Annotated in this window: 17 protein-coding genes; 8 read left to right on the top strand and 9 right to left on the bottom strand. The window is 44.2% G+C overall.

Features of this window, described 5'->3' with window-relative positions; genetic code table 11:
* Positions 1–96 precede the first annotated feature (96 nt).
* The 3 genes from V5G20_RS01770 to V5G20_RS01760 all read right to left on the bottom strand — a co-directional run bounded on the left by V5G20_RS01770 (position 97) and on the right by V5G20_RS01760 (position 3,651).
* A complete protein-coding gene (locus V5G20_RS01770) occupies positions 97–2,205 on the bottom strand; it encodes a TerD family protein (RefSeq protein WP_338463090.1) in 2,109 nt (702 codons plus the stop codon).
* 620 nt (positions 2,206–2,825) lie between these two features.
* A complete protein-coding gene (locus V5G20_RS01765) occupies positions 2,826–3,050 on the bottom strand; it encodes a VOC family protein (RefSeq protein ID WP_338463088.1) in 225 nt (74 codons plus the stop codon).
* Positions 3,051–3,123: 73 nt separating this feature from the next.
* Positions 3,124–3,651 (bottom strand): MarR family transcriptional regulator, encoded by a 528-nt coding sequence (locus V5G20_RS01760; protein ID WP_024983656.1) that lies wholly within the window; start codon positions 3,649–3,651, stop codon positions 3,124–3,126.
* A 159-nt stretch (positions 3,652–3,810) separates the two neighbouring features.
* Between V5G20_RS01760 and V5G20_RS01755 the strand changes: the two genes are divergently transcribed.
* The 6 genes from V5G20_RS01755 (at position 3,811) to istB (V5G20_RS01730) (ending at position 9,722) form a co-directional block, all read left to right on the top strand.
* Positions 3,811–4,572, top strand: coding sequence for an NADPH-dependent oxidoreductase (locus V5G20_RS01755; RefSeq protein ID WP_338463084.1), 762 nt, complete (start codon positions 3,811–3,813; stop codon positions 4,570–4,572).
* A gap of 326 nt (positions 4,573–4,898) precedes the next feature.
* Positions 4,899–5,276, top strand: a complete 378-nt coding sequence (locus V5G20_RS01750; RefSeq protein ID WP_003388788.1) for a hypothetical protein — start codon at positions 4,899–4,901, stop codon at positions 5,274–5,276.
* 441 nt (positions 5,277–5,717) lie between these two features.
* The gene (locus V5G20_RS01745; protein WP_024983654.1) at positions 5,718–6,581 is read left to right on the top strand and encodes a helix-turn-helix domain-containing protein; all 864 of its coding nucleotides are present in this window, start codon (positions 5,718–5,720) and stop codon (positions 6,579–6,581) included.
* Positions 6,582–6,633: 52 nt separating this feature from the next.
* Entirely contained in the window at positions 6,634–7,011 is a 378-nt protein-coding gene (locus V5G20_RS01740; RefSeq protein WP_024983653.1) for a VOC family protein, read from the top strand.
* Between the two features lie 480 nt (positions 7,012–7,491).
* Entirely contained in the window at positions 7,492–9,000 is a 1,509-nt protein-coding gene (gene istA / locus V5G20_RS01735; protein ID WP_024985313.1) for an IS21 family transposase, read from the top strand.
* Positions 9,000–9,722, top strand: coding sequence for an IS21-like element helper ATPase IstB (gene istB / locus V5G20_RS01730; protein WP_122915621.1), 723 nt, complete (start codon positions 9,000–9,002; stop codon positions 9,720–9,722). The genes istA (V5G20_RS01735) and istB (V5G20_RS01730) overlap by 1 nt, the downstream gene beginning before the upstream one ends.
* On the opposite strand, the gene V5G20_RS01725 is transcribed toward istB (V5G20_RS01730), so the two are convergent.
* Complete coding sequence (locus V5G20_RS01725; protein WP_338463079.1) at positions 9,708–11,156, bottom strand: ankyrin repeat domain-containing protein; 1,449 nt, start codon at positions 11,154–11,156, stop codon at positions 9,708–9,710. The genes istB (V5G20_RS01730) and V5G20_RS01725 overlap by 15 nt on opposite strands.
* Before the next feature lie 189 nt (positions 11,157–11,345).
* On the opposite strand from V5G20_RS01725, the gene istA (V5G20_RS01720) reads away from it, so the two are divergent.
* Together istA (V5G20_RS01720) and istB (V5G20_RS01715) are read left to right on the top strand one after the other, a co-directional pair.
* Positions 11,346–12,854 (top strand): IS21 family transposase, encoded by a 1,509-nt coding sequence (istA, locus tag V5G20_RS01720; RefSeq protein ID WP_251256056.1) that lies wholly within the window; start codon positions 11,346–11,348, stop codon positions 12,852–12,854.
* Positions 12,851–13,594 (top strand): IS21-like element helper ATPase IstB, encoded by a 744-nt coding sequence (gene istB, locus V5G20_RS01715; RefSeq protein ID WP_025846873.1) that lies wholly within the window; start codon positions 12,851–12,853, stop codon positions 13,592–13,594. The genes istA (V5G20_RS01720) and istB (V5G20_RS01715) overlap by 4 nt, the downstream gene beginning before the upstream one ends.
* Before the next feature lie 74 nt (positions 13,595–13,668).
* On the opposite strand, the gene V5G20_RS01710 is transcribed toward istB (V5G20_RS01715), so the two are convergent.
* From V5G20_RS01710 to V5G20_RS01690, 5 genes are all read right to left on the bottom strand, one after another.
* Positions 13,669–14,034, bottom strand: a complete 366-nt coding sequence (locus V5G20_RS01710; protein WP_338463077.1) for a hypothetical protein — start codon at positions 14,032–14,034, stop codon at positions 13,669–13,671.
* 428 nt (positions 14,035–14,462) lie between these two features.
* Positions 14,463–15,161, bottom strand: coding sequence for a SprT family zinc-dependent metalloprotease (locus V5G20_RS01705; protein WP_338463075.1), 699 nt, complete (start codon positions 15,159–15,161; stop codon positions 14,463–14,465).
* On the bottom strand, positions 15,162–18,260 hold the full coding sequence (locus V5G20_RS01700) for a type I restriction endonuclease subunit R (RefSeq protein WP_338463073.1): 3,099 nt from the start codon (positions 18,258–18,260) through the stop codon (positions 15,162–15,164).
* Positions 18,247–19,434, bottom strand: coding sequence for a restriction endonuclease subunit S (locus V5G20_RS01695; RefSeq protein ID WP_338463071.1), 1,188 nt, complete (start codon positions 19,432–19,434; stop codon positions 18,247–18,249). Before V5G20_RS01695 ends, V5G20_RS01700 begins: the two co-directional genes overlap by 14 nt.
* Positions 19,428–22,058, bottom strand: coding sequence for a type I restriction-modification system subunit M (locus V5G20_RS01690; RefSeq protein WP_338463069.1), 2,631 nt, complete (start codon positions 22,056–22,058; stop codon positions 19,428–19,430). Before V5G20_RS01690 ends, V5G20_RS01695 begins: the two co-directional genes overlap by 7 nt.
* Between the last annotated feature and the right edge of the window lie 102 nt (positions 22,059–22,160).

The following is a 22,160-nucleotide window of genomic DNA, read 5'->3' as shown; positions in this document are numbered from 1 at the left end:
ACGCTTACGTTTATCCTTTGAGACTGTACAGCCCCATGAAAAAAAGAGCAGTACAATGCTGCTCCTCTCAACCCGAGATAGGCATAAAACTCTCACTCAAACAAGAAACCCAGCCATAATCTGCTCAATATCAAACGGAGTTACTCCGTTTTCCACGGAAAAAATCGAATCTGCCAGCTCCGGAGTATTCACTTGCTCCCCTCTTGCCTGGGCATGGAGCGTAAATAAATCGTACAGGTCTGGCTTCCGCAATGCAGTCATGGCTTTCCCCATCAAGACCATCCCTTTTTGGTTCCCCTCTACGTTGTTGTAGTAGCCGGGATTTCTCGTCAGCGCCAAGTCGGCCCAGATGATTGTGCGTTCCACCAGATCGAAAATGACGGGGATCGCAATCTGCGTATCGGCTGCGACATCGATTTTATTTTCCACCGTCGCTGGCTCGAAGATCTCGCCAGACCCCGGTTTCTTTCTCATCATCCAGCCCACGAAACACTCCGGCAAGTCGCAATAAGGCTGATCGGTAAAAGAATGAAGCGCAGCCACAATATAACGACCGCCATAATCGACAATGGACGGAATATGCAGATCAATGAACTCGCACGCTCCCTGGGGAGCTGCCACGATATCACCGCTGTGCACGGCCCGATACTTGGAGGATCGGAGATTGGTATAGGAAATATGCTCGACATACTCCCAGTTTCGATCATACATGACAGCGGACAAATCAATATCTACACGATCCGTAGGCTTGCCGTCAACCATGCCCTCCTTCCACCAGTTGAAGAAACGAATCGTATCCCCCTCTGGCATCGGCAAACGGCTTCCCCGGACAATCGTACGCAAGGCTTTGCTTGCCGATCTTTGGGAGAACGGGACATGGTACCACTTCAAGCGTTCATCGATATACGTCTTCCCGAGCGGAGCCAGCGCCGAAAACCGCTGGATGAGCACCTGATCGCACAACTGCACGATGTCTTGGCATACCGCTGCATCTATCTCGGGGAGAGCATTGGGGATCGCAAACGCTTTGGCCACAATTCCTTTTGGGAAAAAGATTCGCAGATCGTGAGGCTCATGGCGATGTGCAAAATGAGACTTCACTTGCAAGAGCACAGGCGTCGATACTTGGCTCGCGACCTCGCCGAATGCCAGCACTACATACTGCGTCTCATCGGTTGATCTTAGCAACTGATCCAATCTTCTTGCAAACTCGCCCGGACGCTGCATCAATAGATCGATCAGTGACCACACATCACGAGATTGGAAGGCCAGTTCAACGCTTGCGTTGAAGGTCGCAAATGACTTGTTATTGCGCAAAATATCGAAGGCTTCCTGACATCGCGGAAACTGATGCTTGTATTCCGATGGATGCAGGATTTCGCCCAATCGAATCCAGCGCTGTTTATATCTCAGCATATCCTCTGTTATCGGGTGGCATTGTTCCAGCAAGCCAAGCAGCAGCCGTCTCTCTGAGCGCTTGAATTTGCGGAAACGCGCAGCCTCGGCGAGACTGACATCGCCTTGTGACCAGGCTACAGCCAGACGAAGGACATCTGTTGCGGTCTTTATGTAACGCCCGATAAGCTTTATATCTGCCTTGTCATGCTTTAATAGGGAACCGACCACGAATCCGACATTCTCCTTGAACGGAATCTCCGAAGGGAGAATCTCATCCAAGTCAGCCGAATCCGCCCACCCGATCGCCGCATCGATGTCTTCTCTGTCTGTCTCGGAGATCGACACCTTGGCTTGAATCAGCCGGCGGATCATGGCATGAAACTCCGCTTTGGTTCCAAAATCGATCACTTTCAGGTTTCCTTTATTCAATAAAGGCTGTATGTGCACCGTCTCGTACTCAGGCAAATCCAGAGTCAGATAGTGATAGATGGCATTCAGGTAAAGCTCGGCATCGTGATACTCCATCACTTGCATCGGGAAGCCCGGGTACATCGGCTTGTACTCCACGTGAGCGCCAACCAGCAGCTTTAGATCGACTACCAATTGATGATAGAACGCTTCGAACTGCTCTTTGGACAAGCTACGAACGGTGTACATGAATTGAGGCGAGAACGTAAACCCGAGATGTTCGATATTTTTCATGGCCGTAGCCAAATAAGCTTCCGAAAGTCGGGGAGACCCTTGCACCGCGTTTTCCGTGTTCACAATCAGTTTGTTTGCTCGCCGCAAATAGATGGTATTGATCATCGCAAAGACTCCAGGCAATTTTATATCCGTACTCCGTGTTAGAGAATGAAGGATAAGGTGGATATGAAAGCCCGGATGCCTCCTCTCCTGATGATCCTTCAGGAAAGCTGCGACCCTACTTTTCCAATTTTGTCATAGAAGGAAGGATCGCAATAGCCTGAAGGCCAAAGGCCGAGGTCAAAGCGCGAAGCCCGGTGACATCGAACCCTTGATGGATTCATCATCGCAGACTTCTGGAGGTGCGAACAGGGTGAATGTATTACGACACCTCCATTATCCCAACTACTTGTTATTCATCCTGCTGTGGACACGAAAAGTTACCGTTGCCCCTGTACCTACCGCACTTTTAAACAGAAGCCCCGTCCCGGAGTGACCGTTTTCATCGCCGATCTGTATATATCAATCCAACCCCTGACCTGCCATCTGCTTTTCTGTCCAATATTCGTTGCAAGAAAACGTCGTCCATTCCGACTCCATCGTCTTCAACCGACTGCTGCGTTTCATGGACAGAAATCGGAATCATAATCTTTCTCCCGCGAGCGCGCTTCATAGCCATGCCTCGTAACGGCCAGTTGAAAAGGCCATCCTTGCGGGACGGCCTTTTCATCACGGGATATACATTACCCCTCGTATGCTTGCTCTAATGATCTCATATCGATTTTCGCTTTCGTTTGAAGTAATGCCTTCATCACTCCTTCTGATCTTTCCGGATCGGGGCTGCATATCATTTCGGTTAAATTGCTTGGGACAATTTGCCACGATACTCCGAACTTGTGTTTCAACCACCCGCACACCTGTGCCTTCTCGTCTCCACCCTCGGAGAGCTTGTCCCAGAAGTAATCCAATTCTTCTTGATGATCACAATGGACAATAAAGATATAGCCTCTGTGAATTTGAATTGCGGACCGCCAAGCAGCGTCAAGAATTTGACTCTCGTGCTTGTTCTTCGTCAAGCTGAAGAAAAGAGTGGGACGTCAGCTTGTTCATGAAATCCCTGATGAACTCCAGTTGTTCCCTTGTATACCCGGCCATAAAGTGGGCCGCAGCGGCCTGGATGCGTTCTTCCAGCCGCTCATGTAGCTTATAGATCGTCTCTCCCTGCGGTGTAAGCGTAAAATACAGTTCCTTTTTATTGCCCGGAATAGTCTCGAACGCGATCAAGCCGAGCACCTTAAGACGTTTCGTTAGTTTAGAAATGGTTCCCTTAGGAATGCCGAATTGGCTAGACAGCGTGCTTCCATTCGTCCGGCCGAGCTTGCCGATTCCATCCAACACATGAAGCATCATAAACGTCATCTCGCTCAATATGGCCTGCACTTGCTCATCCGAGGTTTGCGCCAACATCCAAGCCTTTTCCTCATCGTCCTCTTCCTGTATTTTTTTTGCAAATCGTGTAAATACCTCAAACACTTCCCGGAGCAACCGTTCATCGTGAGGCTGATTCATGTTCCCTTTGTTCCTTTCCTTTTCACCGTAGCATTGTCCTCAGTATAACAAATTAAATCAAGATTCGTAAATAATGTTTCCCGGAAACAATATTGACACCCGAAATCCCTTCTGTTATATTGTTTCCAGGAAACAAAAGTGAATAAGGAGTGCCTTGCCATGAATAACACCTTTAATGAAGTGCTGGCAGCTATTATGAGTCATCGCTCGATCCGCAAATTCAAAAACGAAAAGCTGACACCATCCCAGATCGAAACTATCGTTCGGGCCGCCCAGATGGCCTCGTCATCCAGATTCATGCAAGCCTACTCGATTATCGGGCTTACCGATTCCGCCCTGAAGCGGGAGTTAAGCGAAATCACAAAGACGCCGTATATTGAGGAGAACGGACACCTGTTCATTTTCTGCGCGGATTTAAAACGACTCACGGTTATGGGTACCGAGCAAGAGAAGCAGGATATGCGAATGATGCTGGAAAGCTCTGTTTTTTATCAAATCGCTGTCACCGACACAGCGCTCGCCGCTCAGAACGCCGTACTGGCTGCAGAATCTTTAGGGCTTGGCGCCGTTATTATAGGATCAGTCTCCAAAGATATTCGGCGGCTTGACCAGATGCTTGCACTGCCGGAATATGTCGTCCCGCTCTTCGGCATCGCTGTCGGCGTACCCGACCAGCAGCCTGAGATTAAGCCCCGCCTTCCGCTAGAAGCCGTTTACTTCGAAAATAGGTACCCATCCGAAAGCGATTTGAAGGAACGAATCGAAGCGTACGATCATGACATGAGACACTACTACCAAACCCGCAGCGAGAATAACCGCGACGCCGGCTGGTCGCGAAGTCACATCGACCTGCTCAAATTGCAATTGCCGCTCAGCGGCATGACGGAGTATTTGCATGGCAAGGGTTTAAATGTAACCTGAAGAGATATAGCATGGGTACTGTGGATATAGCATGGGTATTGTTGGGGGAATATTTTGCCCTACTGATGGTACGGCTCTCCGTGCTGCCTGTAACGGCAAGTTTTCTCCGTTATGACCTTGACTTTCTTTGACTAATTCCTGCTGCACTTTCCAAGACCAGCAAGGCTTTTCAACCGCCCTTGACCTGCACTGTGTCGCCCTTTCGATGCGCTGCAGCCATAACAAAAAAACTTCCCTGTCGGAAGGTCGCCTTGTGTTATGATCGAGATATCGGACCGATTCGGTCATTCGGGTTCCGCCTATACCTTGATTCGGGAGGCCGGAAGATGAACGTCATGCTGTGGATATTCGGTTCGCTCGCCGCAGTCGCAATTCTATTCGTGGCGGCGGCGGGAACTTACGCGGTGCTCAAGGGAAGAAGCAACGAATTCGACACCAGGCGGGACGAGAACGGCAACGTGATCCTGCTCGATACGCCCAGGATGCGCATCTTTGCCGCCTCCTCGTACGACCAGACGATCGAGATGGAGAAGCGGGGACACGTGAACTCCGACGGCATGAGCTGGAACGACCGCTGGCTGGGTACGATTCGCTCGATCCGGAAAAATACCGAGAACCCGGAGTGGTACGTCCAATATATCATCGAGCAGCGGCGCAAGGCGGGGCTCCCCGAGCTCGAAGGGGTCGACGAAGCCTGGCCGTGAGGCGGTTTGCGGGCTATGCCCGGACCCACGTTCCTTTCCTACTGCGAAGCGTCGGATGGTAAACTGCCGATAAGTGACGTAGCGTAATCAAGCTTGAGTTTGACCCGACTGTCCAAAAGCATTTTTTGAACTGGCCCTTCCGCCAAGACAGCGGAGGGGGACTTTCGCTTTCCGCAAGCGAAAGTCCCCCTCCAGGTACCGCATCGTTCGGTGGACCCCAAAACGCTTGCAGAAACCCGTTTGCGCCGACTTTTCAGCCGTGCGTGGCCCTTCCCAAACCCATGCCCGGCAATGCGCTTTTCCAAGACCGAAAAAACTTGCCGTCACTTATGATACGGTTCATCCAAATTCATTGGTAACATATATGAACATACTTAAAATTCTATTATTATGTATAATAATACTATGGAAAAATAAGTTATCTATTATGGAGTTTGTATTATGACAAAAAATGAATCTAACAATTTCGTATTGCATGCAAAAAGTGAACAGTTTTACTGGGAAGGAAATGGTCAACTGTCCATTAAAACATTCTTTAATGGTAAAGCCCATTATAAAACTAACAAAGGCTTTTTTGCTGTTGAAGAGAGTAGATACCTACTCCTCAATAAAGGTGCATACACAATTTCAATTGATGAACCTAAAGTTGTAGAATCCTTTTGTCTTTTCTTTAAAGATGGGTTTGCAGAAGAAGTCCTTCATTCCTTAAAAGAAACAAATGATCGTCTTCTAAGCGATCCGTTTAAGGATACAAGTTCTATTGGCTTTTTTGAAAAAACCTATCATAAAAATAGTATTTTATCTTCTCAACTGGAAAATTTCATGAAGATATTACCTAGTCTTGATATTGATTCCGTTGGTTATGAGGAACAATTTCATAAGATAATGTATTCCATTATAAATGAACACTTAAATACATATACAGAAATAGAATCATTACATGCAATTCGCAATTCTACACGTGAAGAATTATATAGAAGAGTAAGTATTGCACATGATTATATTAGATCATATTTTAATCAACCTATAAAACTAGATGAAATTTCTAGGATTGCATGTTTATCACCTAACCATTTATTAAGAACATACAATCAAATATACGGTAGAACACCCCATCAGCATATTTCAGAATTTAGAATACAAAAAGCAAAGCAACTATTATCAAAAGTAGATAAAAATATGACTGATATAACCTTTGAACTTGGATTTCAAAACCCTGTGTCCTTTAGTAAAATGTTTAAACAGCATGTTGGTATATCTCCTATAGAATATCGAAAAAAGGTGATATTGGATAAGAAAAATTAGAGGGAATTATTTATGCTTATCTTGAATAGATATTTGAAAGGAGAAATGTATTATGGAAACAACGATGGTTCAAAAGGTTGGACAGATTGGTGTACCTGTCAAAGACTTGAATAGAGCATTAGATTTTTACAAAGAGAAATTAGGTCTCTCCCTTTTATTTAACACTGATAGTATGGCTTTCTTTGAATGTGATGGGTTGCGACTAATGTTATCACTACCAGAAAAAGATGAATTCGCTCATTCAAGTTCAGTTATTTATTTTCAAGTAACTAATATTAAAGATACTTATGAGCGCTTAGTAGGTAAAGAAGTTATCTTTATTGATGAACCACATGTTGTAGCGAAAATGGGACAAACAGAAACATGGATGGTATTTTTTAAAGATACAGAAGATAATACTCATGCATTTATGAGTGAAGTACAAGTATAAGAAAACCAAAAGGAGACCGTTTAAATAACCAACGGTCTCCTTCAATTTAAATTAGCCTCTTTAAGAAATCTTTATCCAGAGTTACTTCCACTCTCTGCTTTACCACTATTTGTGATACGGTTCACCGTATCTATTGATAGGGTAAATTGATAGAAAAGCAATAGGACAGGTAGAAGGGAGATGCCGTCTACCTGTCCTTGCTACGAAGATAGCACTAGACAATAATATTTTAATTGAACTGCTCAATCTTTGTTTCAGTTAAAAACCACATATCTTCCTTTGAGTCAAAAGACCAACTAAAAAAGTATGTGTTTCCATCAACATTAGAATGTTTATGGCAGACTAAAAATGTAGGTTATGGCAGTTAATTTATGCAGACCCGTAGGGGCTGCATAAATTAAAAAACCACTTGCCAACATCCCCTTATCAAAATACACTCCTGTTGGGCATTACAGACGACGGGAGGTATAAAGTTAGGAGATGTTAGCAGTGGCAGAAATTAATTATATCAGGCATGAGGCAAACAAAAAAGGGCGAGCTTATAGCAAGATTGCCAAACAAATGAATCGTGATTCAAGGACGGTTCAGAAGTATGCAGAAATGGATGATTTCAATCTACAAGAAAAGCCCAAGCAAATTCGAAAAGCTAGAGTCATGGAGCCCGTTAAACCTATTCTTGATCAATGGATCAAAGAGGACTTGAACAAGAAAAAGAAGTTCCGAAGAACAGCACAACGCTTGTTCACGCAATTAGTGGAGGAATACCAATTTACAGGATCATCTCGCTCTGTCAGACAATATGTTTCCCAACGTAAGCACCAGTTAGCGGAGACAAGTGATGCTGCGGCATTGCCATTGGAAACGAGACCTGGATCAGCTCAAGTTGATTTTGGAGAAGCACCATTCAAATATCAGGGAGAAAGTGTTACCTTGCCATTCCTCGTTCTCTCGTTTCCTTATAGCAACACGTTCTACTTTCAAGTTTTCCAGTCTCAGAATCGAGAATGCTTTCTGGAGGGATTAAAGCGTATCTTTCACTATATAGGTGGAGTTCCAAAGGTCATTCGATTTGATAATTTATCACCAGCGGTGAAAAAGATCATGCCAAATGGTCAGCGTGAACTGACGGAGGAATTTCAAAACTTCGTTTTTCATTATGACTTTGAATACGAGTTTTGCAATCCCGGTAGTGGCAATGAAAAAGGGCACGTAGAGGCGATGGTCAAGTACGTTCGCAACAACTTCCTGCTTCCTGAGTTGCAGATACACAATCTTGATCAGCTAAACGAAACCCTTTGGAAAAAAGCCGAGAAAGATCGGGAGAGACCTCATTATGTGAAAGAAACCATGCTTTCCGAACTATATTTGGCAGACAAGGAACACCTTCTTCAATTACCTGCCAAAGAGTTTGATTGTATCCGATATGAACGAGTAAAAGCGGATAAATACGGATATATCCGAGTCGAAAATAAACTCTACTCAACGTCTCCCCGTTTTGCCAAATGTATGGTTTTGGCAAAGATCTCATTTGACCGAGTCGATATTTTAACTGAAGAATATGAGCTGATCGTACAGCATCCCAGGCTGTATGGCAAAGAGCCAAAATCAGTGATTTGGCAGCCATATTTGATATTGATGGCAAAACGGCCAACTGCTATTAAATACACAAGTTTTTATGAACAATTGCCAATCGAATGGCAAGTCTATCTCTCGAATTGCACGGTCCCAGAGAAGCAAGAAGCTCTCCAGCTACTATCCGTCATTTTAAAAAACGATGATATGAAAATACCCACGCAAGCTTTGCAGCTTGCCTCTGAGAATGGTCACCCAGCCGTTGATTCTATTAAGCAGATCTATTATCAACTCATGAATGGCCGTGGACAAAGGGATACCATCCAACCGAAAGGTTTTGTTCCTGCCGTTCCAACAGCCACTAGAGGATTAGCCCATTACAATGAATTTTTTAAGGGAACGGGAGGTCATCACTAGTGGATGCATTGATAAAAGAATATTCAAAGCGTCTCAAGTTGAGTTGGGTTCGGCAACATTTCCATGAGGTTGAAGCTACTACAAATGAAGAGTACTTACTCAAAATACTAGAAAACGAGATACAACAACGAGAAGTACGGAAAATCAATCTGCTCTTTAAACAATCTTCCTTGCCAAGAATAACAGGAAAGCCATTTGAATGGGGTCATATTCAGATGGGACAAGGTCTCACGCAGGATCATATCCTTCATGGTGGATTTATAGAGGAGAAAGAAAATCTGATCTTTTATGGCGGTGTGGGAACGGGGAAAACGTACTTATCCACTCTGATTGGCTTAAATGCCATTCAGCAGCAAGGGAAAAAGATAAAGTTCTTTACTGTCGCTGGATTAGTCAATCGGCTGCTAGACGCTCACGAGACTGGCTCGTTGAGCCGATTCTTTAACCATATTGAGAAGCTAGATCTGTTAATACTCGACGAACTGGGGTATATTCCTCTGCATAAACAAGGTGCAGAACTGCTATTTCAGATTATCTCCATGTGCTACGAAAGAAAAAGTATTATTATCACGACCAATCTACAGTTTGGCCAATGGAATCATATATTTGGTGATCCAATTTTAACAGAGGCAGTTATTGATCGCTTGATTCATCACTCTCATTTGATCGTCTTCAATGGCGAAAGCCATCGATACAAAGAATCGCTATTACACGGTAAATAATTTAGGGGTTGGCAAGTGGTACATTTTTAATTGCCATTTGCTACATTTCTTACTTGCCAAAAACACATTAGAATAATCTTTTGTCTGGAACACCATATATTTAGGATTTTGAATATCCTGCAAAAACAGTTCCATTGTTGGTCCGTCTGGCCATCTGATTTTTATAGGTCGTAACTCTCCAGCTCTTACATAAAAGAGTCTAGCAATAACACCACTTGAACTACCATGCTGTGTAACAACTAAAATATCAGGCTGACCAGGAAAATTAGACTTAATTTTATATACCATTTCCCTTGAGGAATTAAATTCTATTTCTTCTTCATCAAATAGTTTTAATTTTTGGCCTTTCACCTTGCCCATTTCACTTAAATTAATTAAATATCTTCCCTTATAAATTCTGTCCCCTTCATTTGCTCCTGCCCAACCAGTTTGCTCAACATACGTGCTTTCATTTTCTGAATAAATATAAACGGTAAATGGCTTTCCATCCTTATCATTTAGTTCAAAGGAGTAACGAAAGTACCCGTCGCCATTATCCGGCGTCTTCTTACTTGATAATATATTTGACGTTTGTTGGCTTCCATAGTCCGTTGCCAAATCTGATGCTGTCTTTCCTTGATTATCTTGTAAATTCGGGTTCGCACCTTTACTTAAAAGATACTCTACAACATCGACACTGTCATAGGTTACTGCTTTCATTAATGCCGTTTCTCCAAGAGAGTTGGTAGCGTTAACGTCTGCCCCAGCTTCAACCAATATCGACACTATATTCGTGTTCCCTTGAAAAGCAGCACGCATCAATGGAGTCATAAAAGCATTCTCTTCGGTCTTATTTGGATTGGCTCCTCTTTCAAGTAAAAGTTTTGTAATTTCTAAATTGTTCAACATTACGCTGTGCGTTAATAATGGATAGCCTTCTCCACCCAAGATATTTGGGTCTACTCCATCAGTTAGGAGTTGAGTAACTTTCGTTGCATCGCTTTCTTTAATAGCTTTAGTAATTTCTACAACTCTATCGTCAACACTTATAGCCCCTGACTTTTCTAATAAATCTGCAATCTCATTAAACCCTTCATTTTTTGCAATCCACAAAACACTTCTACCTTCAAAGTCTGTTGAATTGGGATTAGCTCCAGCGCTTAATAAAGACCTAACTTTTTCTATATCGTTAGCATATACGGCACCTTCCAGTGTGTTCTCAATACCACTAGAATCATCTATCAAAGAGTAATTTGTTTGGTTAATAGTTTTATTAGCATTATTTTCAACCGAACCTTTCAAGTCTTCAAAACTTTTCCCCATAAGTTGTTTAAGATTTTCAACACGAATGAAAGACATTCTATAGACTTTGTTAAGCTGATTATAGTCTTTGTTAAGCTTGTTACTTTCTTTAATCATATCAGTAACTTCGATATTAAAATTGAAGATAATCAAGTTGGGGCTACTCTTAATAATTATCACTGGCTCTCTAGCAATATCTATTTGTAATAGTTCAAAATCTGTGAATGCTAATCTAATAATTGACCACCTAGTGGTACATCGCTCATAAAAAAGTTGACCACCTGAGCACCTCTTTCCTGTATCTTGTAGTTGTCTAGACAACAAGATATAGGAGGAAAGGAAATGCTTCAGATGGCTAATTATGAGTTTATCAGGAAACAACACTTTCTGCTAGGGAAGTCGATTCGTCAAATTTCTCGCGAAACTGGCTACTCGCGTCAAGTGATACGAAAAGCCTTGACATCAACGGAAATCCCTGTATACCAGCTTTCAAAACCGAAGCCGAAGCCAGTCATTGATTTTGTCAAGCCCATCATCTTGGAATGGCTGCGTCAAGATGAACAGGCTCCCCCGAAGCAGCGTCATACTGCCAAACGTATTTACCAGAGACTCGTTGACGAACATGGATTCACCGGCGGTGAATCTACTGTACGACGCTACGTCAGAGAGTTGCGGGTTTCTCCTCCTAAAGCATTTGTCCCTCTTGATTTCCCGCCAGGGCGATTTGCCCAATTTGACTGGGGTGAGGTTACGGTTCATTTACAAGGGAAACAAGTGAAGGTTCAAGTCTTTTGTATGCGTTGCACATACAGCAGAAAGATTTTCATCAAGACATTTGCTCATCAGAAGCAAGAGGCTCTTCTCCAAGGTCATGTAGATGCTTTTGAATTTTTCGGTGCTGTTCCCCAAGTCATCACATACGACAACCTGACAACAGCCGTTAAGAAGGTATTGGAAGGCAAAAATCGCGAGGAACAAGAGCGATTTATTCAGCTACGTGCCCACTACCTGTTTGAAAGCTATTTCTGTGATCCGGGAAAAGGGCATCAAAAAGGCCAAGTGGAAAACCTCGTACAGTTTGCCCAGAGGCAATTTTTTGCACCTGTTCCTAGTGTTTCTTCTCTGGAGGAGCTAAATCAAATCCTCCTCGAAAAATGTATCTCTTACGAGAATACAACCGTTCCCCGGTCTTCCCTAACGGTTGGAGAAGCATTTGTTCAAGAGTTGCCCATCATGCTTCCATTGCCTCCACGGCCATTGGATTGTTTCCGTGTTGTACCCGTGAAAAGCAATACGCTATCCATGATCCACATTGAAAAAAATGCCTATTCCGTCCCGGTTTCCTATGCATCGACCCAACTTATTTGCCGAGTATTTGCTGAAAAAATTGAGGTGTATCACGGAAAAAGCCTGATTGCGACGCATGAGCGGTGCTTGGAAAAAGGAAAGGAGATTTTGCAATACGATCATTATCTGGATTTACTTCTTATTCGCCCAGGAGCAGTTCTTTATGCTAGACCATTGCATCAGGCAGGATTACCCGCCATTTACCAAAAGTTCTTGGACAAGTGCCGTAACCGACCAGGAGGGATGAAGGAGTTCGTTCGACTCTTGCTTTTGCACCGTGAATTCGATACTTCTCTCGTCGAAGAAGCACTGGGGGAGGCCTGCCAAAAAGGGATGTTCCAGTATGATGCCGTAAGGCAATTATTGTTTCAGCGAACATTGCCGGAACACCGTTTGCCCCAACTCTCGTTGGCGGAGGATAGCTCTGTTCCACGTATTCAGGTAAAGGCCCCAGATCTTAGCCAGTACAATCGTTTGTTACAGAAAAGGAGTGTGGTTCATTGAGTACGAGTTTCCTGCTTGAAACCTACGCGAAACGCCTTCGCTTACCTGCGATTAAACGTGTCTATAAGGAAATCGCCCATGATGCTGCTGAACGGCAAATTCCCTACGAGGAGTTCCTCTTAGCCCTACTAGAGCAAGAAGTTCAGCAAAGGGATGCTAACCAAATCGCGAGTCGCATCAAGCACGCCAAATTCCCTTCTATGAAAACGCTCGATCAATTTGAATTCTCGGCGATTCCGTCCCTCAATAAGCCCAAATTGCTTCAACTGGCTCGTTGTGAGTACATCGAAAAGGCAGAGAACATCATGTTTATCGGAAACTCTGGCACTGGCAAAACTCATCTCTCCATTGCACTCGGGAAGGAAGCTTGCCATCATGGCTATTCCGTTCAGTTTTGGACTGCCGCTAAAATATGTAACGAGCTTATGGAAGCTCAGTCCCAAAAGCGAATCCTCCAGCTAGAGAGGCAATGGTTGAAAACAGATTTGATTATTTTGGATGAAGTCGGGTTTGTCCCTCTGAGTCGGACCGGGGCGGAGTTATTATTCCAATTTTGTGCGGCCCGCTATGAGAAAGGAAGCATGATCATTACCAGTAATCTGGAATTTACGGAATGGACACAGATTTTCAAAGATGAGCAAATGACGTCAGCCCTGGTTGATCGGCTTACCCATCGTGCCCATATCTTTGCAATGAATGGAGACAGCTATCGCTTTAAGCAGAGCATTCAAAGATCGTGATCATGAAAAAGTTACCCACCCGACGGGTGGATTGATTTTTGCCATGGTGGTCAATTTTTTGATGAGCACGGTGGTCAACATTTTGATTGACATTCACAAAAATCTTTGTACGCATCAATAACCTCCTGGTAAGTGTTCCCAATACCTATCCCTCTATTAGATTTAAATTCAATATCCCCAGAAGTAATCGAAACGACTGAATCATTCGCAAACAAAAAGTCATAATCTTTATATTTGTATTGAATGACTTTATCTCGATGTTTCTTTGTTGTTGGTACGCCAAATTTATCAACCACATCATCCTTAGTGCTACCTAGTGTAATTCCATAAATAATTAACTCATCCTGAAGACTAGATTGATTCATTTGATTAGAAGTTGAGGAACATCCACTAAAAAACAAGAGAGAAAGAGCAAAAAAAATTATACCTGTAACTCTCATTAAACCCTCCCAAGACTTTATAACTATTGTCACAGCTACCTTATAATTACGCAAATACTTGCGTTATCTCCGTTATACTTTGGCACTAATTACCATTCACATCTACATTTGTATTAACTAACTTTGGATATTTTATTTGATTTCAAGATAATTTGTCTATAACTTGTACTGGAAACAAAAGATTCTTCTTGTTGGTTGAGGTAGACTGCTCGGAGAAAAAGAAACCGCGACTGACCATATCATCTCGCAATTCTGATGGTAAAAGCGGCTTAAAGCTCCCCAAGGTAAATACGGTTTCCGACTTTCCTAACTTTCCAGCACGAATGTCATCACCGTATCTATTGATAGGGTAAACTAAAGCTTCAAAATGCAAAAAAGGGATAGGCCTTGAGCCAACAAAAATCAATATTGAGCTCTGGCTCATCCCTTTATTTCATATAGTCCAGTGTCTGCGCGTTCAGCGATACCTTGACCTCTCTCCACATTGGCATAAACTTGTCCATGAGCGAAATGAATCGCTCATTGTGGTTTCTTTCGACAAGGTGAACCAGTTCGTGAAGAATAACGTATTCAAGGCACTCTGGCGTTTTCTTGGCGAGCTGTACATTTAACCATATCTTCCCTGTTTTTGTATTGCATGTTCCCCATTTAGTAGTCATATACTTCGTTTGCCAGCTTGAGGCTTTCAAGCCCGTAATCTTCTCCCACTTGGGTAGTACACGCGCTACCTCAGCTTTCAGTAATTCCCGATACCATTCACGGATAAAGTTTTCTCGTTGTTCGGTGCTGCTTTCCTTACGTACGGTTAGAAGAGCCCTATTGCCAGCCAACACAAGCGAATTCTTATTACCGTAGTGGGTTTCTATGAAATATTGCTTGCCCCAAACATAAAGTGTCTCGCCAGAAACATGTTCTCGTTCCGATTGGCGTAACTGATTGTCGAAATTGCTAACTTGTTTCTTTATCCAACTGACCTTGGTCCGCACAAACCGTTCAATCGCTTCGTCGCTAATTGAGAGCGGTGCAGACACCGTCACTTTACCGTTCGGTGGTTTGACGTAAAGGTGCATATTCTTTATATTCTTTCTACACACCTCAATCGGTATGTCCGAAATCAATAGCGTCATCTAATACTCTCCTTGTTCAACAACGATGTTGTAGACCCGCTCGACCTCGTCTCTGTCATTCAATAACTTAAACAAAGCATGCTTAATTCTTCGCTCCTTGAATGGGTTATGCCGAAAATCTACTTGTTTACTTTCACGTACTGCCTTATCAATGGCGATTGCCAGCGCCTCATCATTGCCACAGTTATCGTAAAACGCCCGCAGCGCCCCGCTATGCCGAATGTTTTCAGGATAGTGTGGGTTGTTTTCAGGCTTCTCGGCATTCTTAACCAGTTCAATATACTTCTCCAATAAATTCTCATAGGCTATAGCGCCCTCGCGCCGTGCCTTGATAAGTTCATCAAGGATAGCCGACATCTTCTCATAGTACTTTGGGTTGATGAGAATTTTCTCAACTACCTTTTTACGAATATTATTCTCAATTGCCTCGGCTACGGCCTCCTTACCCTTGCCACCAAGTTTCTCTCCCTGCGCCAAGACAAAGTCAAGCAGAGTAAAGTCATCAAACTCGCCAATTTTACGGCTGTCTTCTGCTTTGATATAGGTATCGATAAGGCGCCGCATATCTGCTTCATAAGATTTCAGGTCGATAAAGTCGCCACTGGTATTTCCGATGGTTTCTTTCAGTGCGAGATAGAATGTGACTTGCTTATCTATATCCGCTTGTTCGGTATCTGTATATCCTGCATTCGCCATCTCCCCCTTAATCTCAGAGCATGCGCGGACAAGGCGGTTCACAAGTTTATACAGTTTTTCACGGCTCCGAGAGCAGAAATCGTCATCTATGCCGCCTACTCCACTTTCGCCGCAAAAATAATGGATATAATCAATCTCGGCACGTGGAGCTGGTACTCCTCCGCACAGGTCGTCGAGTTCCTCAAGCGTTGCGTCGAGATGCTTCTTGGCTTCTACTAGGCGGTCTTTTATCAGACCTTCAATGTCCTCAGCAGCATATCCTTCGAATGCACCCGAGGTATATTTGTTAAGAGCATCTGCCAAATCTTCGAACAACTGCTTGTAGTCCACAATGTAGCCGAAATCCTTTGCCTCGCCGTCAAGACGGTTGACACGACAAATTGCCTGGAATAGTCCATGGTCGTGCATTGATTTGTCTATATAAAGATAGGTGCAGGGCGGGGCATCAAATCCCGTCAGAAGCTTATCAACTACAATAAGCAGTTTCATTTGTGCCGGTTCCTCTATGAACTTCCGCTTCACCTCTGCTTCAAAGTCCTCCACAGTTTGACCGTTTAGCATCTTCTTGTATACTTCGTATTTCTCAAACTCCTCTGCATCTTCGGTTTCTGTGCGAAGATTGCTTTCAAGTGGCACAAACGATGTAACTATCGCACATTGTTTGAATCCGCGTGACTGAAATATCTCATAATACTTGCAAGCTGTATAAATCGAATCCGCCACAAGCATGGCGTTGCCGTTGCCGTCGGCGAGCCGGTTCTTGATATCAAAGTCGGCCATGATATCTTCCGCGATAACCTCAAGCCGCTTGCGGGAACTGTACAACTTCTGCATTTTTCCCCACTTGGACTTAAGTTTCGCTTTAGCAGTGTCATTTAATCCGCGGGTCTTGGCATCAAAGTATGCATCAATCTTGTCCTGCGCAGTGATTATTTGTTCTATGTCTCGTGCCTCATACCGTAAATCAAGAACAACTCCGTCCTCGACTGCTTCGTTATACTTGTAGGTATGGATATACCCTGGCGAAAAAACTTCTATAGTTGTTTTTTTATCTTTTACAAGTAGTGGCGTACCTGTGAACCCTATGAATATGGCATTCGGCAGTATCTCTTTCATCGCTGCGTGGAGTAGCCCGCTCTGAGTTCTATGGCACTCGTCCACGAAAACGACAAAATCACCCTTTGCCTTAAAGTCTCGCGGCAAAGCGGCTTTTAACTCTCTGATATATTGCTCAACGGATTTTTTCGCTTGGTTTTCATTTTTTTCCGAGCTGTTACGCACACCGAACTTATGAATCAGTGAACAAATCAGTCGTTTATCAGTCTTATCCAATCTCTCCACAAGGTCAGCGCAGGAGCTCGTTCGGTAAACCCGCTCGTCTACGCCCCGGTAGACTTTCTCCATTTGCTCGTCTAATTCTTGACGGTCAGTGACAATCAAGACGCGGGCATTGGGGTTGTTCGCCAATATCCATTTGGACAGCCATACCATGGTCAGTGTCTTGCCGCTGCCTTGTGTGTGCCAAATTATTCCACCTTGTTTATTGCTGAGTTTCAACTGCGCCTTTTTGATGCCGAAGAACTGGTTATGTCGGCATACTTTTTTAATGCCCTTGTCGAACACGATAAAGTTATGAATCAGGTCAAGTAAACGCGGTTTGTAGAACATACTGAACAATTGCCAATCCAGTTTGTCCGGGAGCTGCTTGCACTTTTCTAGAATATCAAGCGAAACATCATCAAGCGGCTGTGCCTCTGTGTTGACGGTGTCGTTTTTCCACTCAAGGTAATACTTTTCTGGTGTTTCAATTGTGCCATAACGCAAACCCTCGCCGCTGTTCCCAGCCATGGCGAACTGAATGGTGGTGAATAACGGCTTATTAAAATGCTCATTCTGATTGGAGATGTTTTGTCTTATGCCCTGTGAAACCGACACGGTGGATTTTTTAAGTTCAATCACAGCTATGGCGATGCCGTTGATATACACGACAAGGTCAGGACGGCGTTGACTTCCCGACTTAATCGTCACTTCCTCAGCGATGGCAAACTCGTTGTTTTGAAAGTGCTCCCAGTCGATAAAGTATACGGTTTTTTCTGGCTCACCGAGGTTTTCCTTAATTTTCACGCCGTATTTGAGAAATGAGTACACGTCCTGATTAGCTTTGTACAGCCCCTGTTGCAGGTTTCCTGCGGCTCGAAGTAGAGCTTCAACAGCCTTTTCCGATAGGCTCACGCTGTACTTCTGCTTATTCACGAGGAAGGCCATCAGCTTTTCAGCTATAACATTACTATTTATCTGGTGGCGTAAATCGCCGTAATACTCATATCCTAGAGTTGCCTTGTCGCGGAACAAATTTAGTACGCGGTCTTGAGTTTTGCGCTCGGCTTCGTTAATTTTTGCCATTGTCCACATCCCCCTCAATCAACCGTATTCTGCCCGTCAGCAATTCACTCATCATACCTTGCTTTATGCGTCGCGCTTTTTCGAGCTTCGATGTCAGCGCGGCAATCTCCGCGTCCATGTCGGATAGAACGGCTGCGATTGCCCTTTGCTCGGCAAGGGTTGGTGGAAGTTTAATAATTGTCGCTTTAATGATTCCATTATATAGCCTCGAAATAGTGCTGCCCTCAGGTGATGCCCATTCAATCACTTGATAGTAGTGGTATAGGTACTCATTACAAATCTCACTCTTATCTATTTCAAGCCAAACAATATTTGAATCCTGATAATAGGATGGAGTGCCGTCAAACACAACAGTTCTCCCGATTGTTCCCGCTGCAGAAAGCAAAATGTCGCCTTTGTTGGGATAGGAGTATTTGTTTATATATTCCTCGTATAAAGCTCGTGAAATGTATGCGTCAGGTTGTTTGCCGAAAGTGCCAATTTTATAAAATGGTATATCTCCACTTGCTACTGTTTGGTGGGCAAAAATACGCTTGCACATTCTAACCTCGCTTATCTCGCCGAGCTGTTTTTCCACCCACTCGCCCTTATACCCTGGCAACCGACGCTTACCTGTGAGTAGTTCCTGCATCGCGCCTTGCTTGATGGCGCGCTTCTTGGCAATCAGTTTCTCGAATACAGTGATGTATTTATCCACGTCCGACAGCGCGGTTACAGTGGTGCGTTGTTCGTGGAGAGACAGTGGTACTGAAAACGATACCTCTTTCATTAACGACCAATCTGCGCGAGGCATTTTCGTTCCTGTTGTTGAGTTTGCTGTCTCGAGAAATCTATTGGTCTGAACAATGTAATAAATATAATTATTGTCAACAGAATCATCACAAGCTGTAAATACCCAAAACTCGGTTGAACATACTCCATCGAAATTTGGGTAATAATATTTCCTTAAATATGGACGAAGTTTACCAAATAAGACATCGCCTGCTGTAAACATAGCCTTTAGACTACGCTGATTTTTTGATTCTATCCAACCCAATAGCTGCCCTGATTCGGGTTCAATATGCTCCAGTTCAATACAGCGGATGTTCTTATATGCTTGCGGATTAACGCGTTCTTTGCGAATTCGCATAATCTTTTCTAATGGTTTTAATGCCCACCCATTCGGCACTACCATACATATCCCATCCTTTCCAAATGGGATTTCACCTTATTTTCGAGCTCGGAGGTATCAGTTTCAAGCTCCGGCATTGTTCTCCCGTAGCGGTCGGCGAGTTCCGTCACTCGCTCGGCGATACGGTGGCTTACAGCCTCGTATAACGCATAAACACCGCCGACAATCGAACGATACCATTTTCTTTCAAGTAGGAGTTCTATAACCTCGTCATTCGTCAGCTTGGCGTATTGGTCGCGGGCTTTCTTATCCAGGGCTGATTTCAGCTCTTTCAGAAGCGCGCTTTGCTCATCTATCAAGGTTTGCTTTTCTTGTAACGACATCAGAACCGCGTAATCGTCAGCATGAGGTTCAGGCACGTCGGCAGTCGCTCGAATTTCCGCAATGCGATTCTTAATGCTTGCGGTGGTTATCGTGCCACTATCTGTCACGGCGTTTTTGTACAGCGGATTGGCACGGACAACCGCCTCGACTTCCTTCTTTTTTGGCAGAGAGGAATTCTGTAGTGCAAGCAAGGCCTCAATTTCATCAGTCACAATGCTTGAACGTATCTTTTCAAGTTGCACTTTCAGCAGAGTCTTGTTTAACTTTCCTTTATCTGTTAGAACATCATTGATTACCGAGCCTTCTTCTGCGTTTTCGACCATCTCGTCCAGTTCAGCTTGTGCTGTTGCGATAATTGCTTCGGCATCATCAATCGCTTTTTGCTCTGAAGAGTAGAACATCTCTATCACAAGTTCTTTCGGCACAAGTTTGCCGTCCCACCCTGTTTCAGTAATTTTCGTTTCCTCCGTGCCGTCTTTTTTCTTCTTGGTGCTTGTTCTAGTGAACACTTCAATGTCGCGAACTGCTTTATAGCCCTCTTGAACGAGCAGGTATACATCGTCAGACATTACTTCGTTCCAGTAGGACAGTAGCACCTCATAAGCGTCATACTTATCAACAAGTGTGATAGGCTCGTATTCCACCAAGATTTGCTCGGCAATCTCCGCAATCAGCAGTTTCGGTTTAGTTGTGCCGTCTACAGTGCGTAGTTTACCGTCAACTTTCTTCTTCCAACTTTCAAAGGCGTTCTCCACCTTATTAGCGTATGCGGAAAAGTCCGAGTCGGAGTATATTGTGTCACGGATGTCGTCTTTGTTCACAGCAAGCGAATAAAAGCCATCGCGGAGAGGCTTGAACAACGCAGATTTTAGGTTTGGGAATGCATCCCAATAAAGCGACAGGCTTTCAACGTCTACACTCGGAATACCGCCATTTAGGTGTCCATCGATGTTCTGTAAATCTTCAGAAGCGCCGCTGTCTAAGTAGCGCGCTATGTTGAGGTTGTATGCGTTCTGATTCTTTATCTTGTCATATGGTACAAAGCGTGAGTAATTTGGTAATTCAATTCGCTGATTGAACACTGTCGTGATTTTATAAACATCTCGCTCACGAAGCCGGTTCTTATTGCCTTCCTTAATGAAGTCACGGCTCGCGTCAATCATAAATATACCGTCCCGCTCTTCGGCGTTCTCTTTGTCGATGACAATAACGCAAGCGGGTATCCCCGTGCCATAGAATAGATTCGCGGGCAAGCCTATAATGCCTTTGATTAACCCCATATCAATCAGTGATTGCCTTATAGCCAACTCTGCATTGCCACGAAACAATACGCCGTGGGGAAGTATGACCGCAGCCTTACCGTTTCGCTTCAGCGACTTAATAATGTGGAGTAGCCAAGCGAAATCACCATTTTTCTGTGGTGGGCGGTCACCGTAACCATCAAATCGTCCGTACTCTTTCAAGCCGTGTGTCCAGTTCTTATCGGAGAACGGAGGATTTGCGACCACAAAGTCAAACTGGCGCAACGCCCCGTCATCGTTAGGATTCTTAAACTGAGGGTCGGAGAACGTACTGTAACCACCTTTAATTTCGGCGGTCGCTCGGTTATGCAGAACGAGGTTCATACGGGCAAGACCTGCTGTGGTGCCTTCTTTCTCTTGGCCATATATGGCTACATCGACTGGGGCGGCTTCAGCTGCGCGGATTAGTAGGGAACCAGAACCACAAGCTGGGTCGTACAGCGTGGTATCACCCGCTTTAGCATGCTCAATTCCAACGACTTTAGCAAGGATGCGCGACACTTCGGCTGGGGTATAGAATTGCCCCTTGCTCTTCCCACTTTCGGTGGCGAAGTTCCTCATAAGGTATTCGTAAGCATCGCCGATGATGTCGTCGCCGTCGGCGCGGTGGCGGCTAAAATCTGGCATTAGGTCGCGGAATATGCCAAGTAACTCGCTCAGTTTATCGACCATCTCCTTGCCTTTGCCAAGTTTGTCCTCGTCATTGAAGTGCGCGTTGTCAATAACTCCTCTGAGGTTGTTGGCCTCAGCAAGTTTGGCGATAATTTTGTCCATTTCTTCGCCGATGTTCTTATTACCAATCAGCGCGAGCATATCGTCAAAGCTGCCGCCTTCGGGAACTTCAATGTCGCCGTAAGCAACACCCTTAAACTTGTCTGAAACATACTTCACAAACAAGAGGGTCAATATATAATCCTTGTATTGTGATGCATCCATCCCACCTCGTAATGCATCACAGCTTGCCCACAGGGAGCTATATAATTCACTTTTCTTGACTGCCATAAAATTCTCCTCGCTTTTGCGGTCAAACACTGATGTGACTTGTGTTCTCTCTCAATTACTTTATGTTCTATACCAGCAACAGGCCTTATTTAATATCACTAA

This window comes from Brevibacillus borstelensis (genome assembly GCF_036700025.1).
In the GTDB taxonomy this organism is placed as follows: domain Bacteria; phylum Bacillota; class Bacilli; order Brevibacillales; family Brevibacillaceae; genus Brevibacillus; species Brevibacillus borstelensis.
The sequence above is the reverse complement of the archived record's forward strand: the minus strand, read 5'-3'. Positions and strand labels throughout refer to the sequence as shown.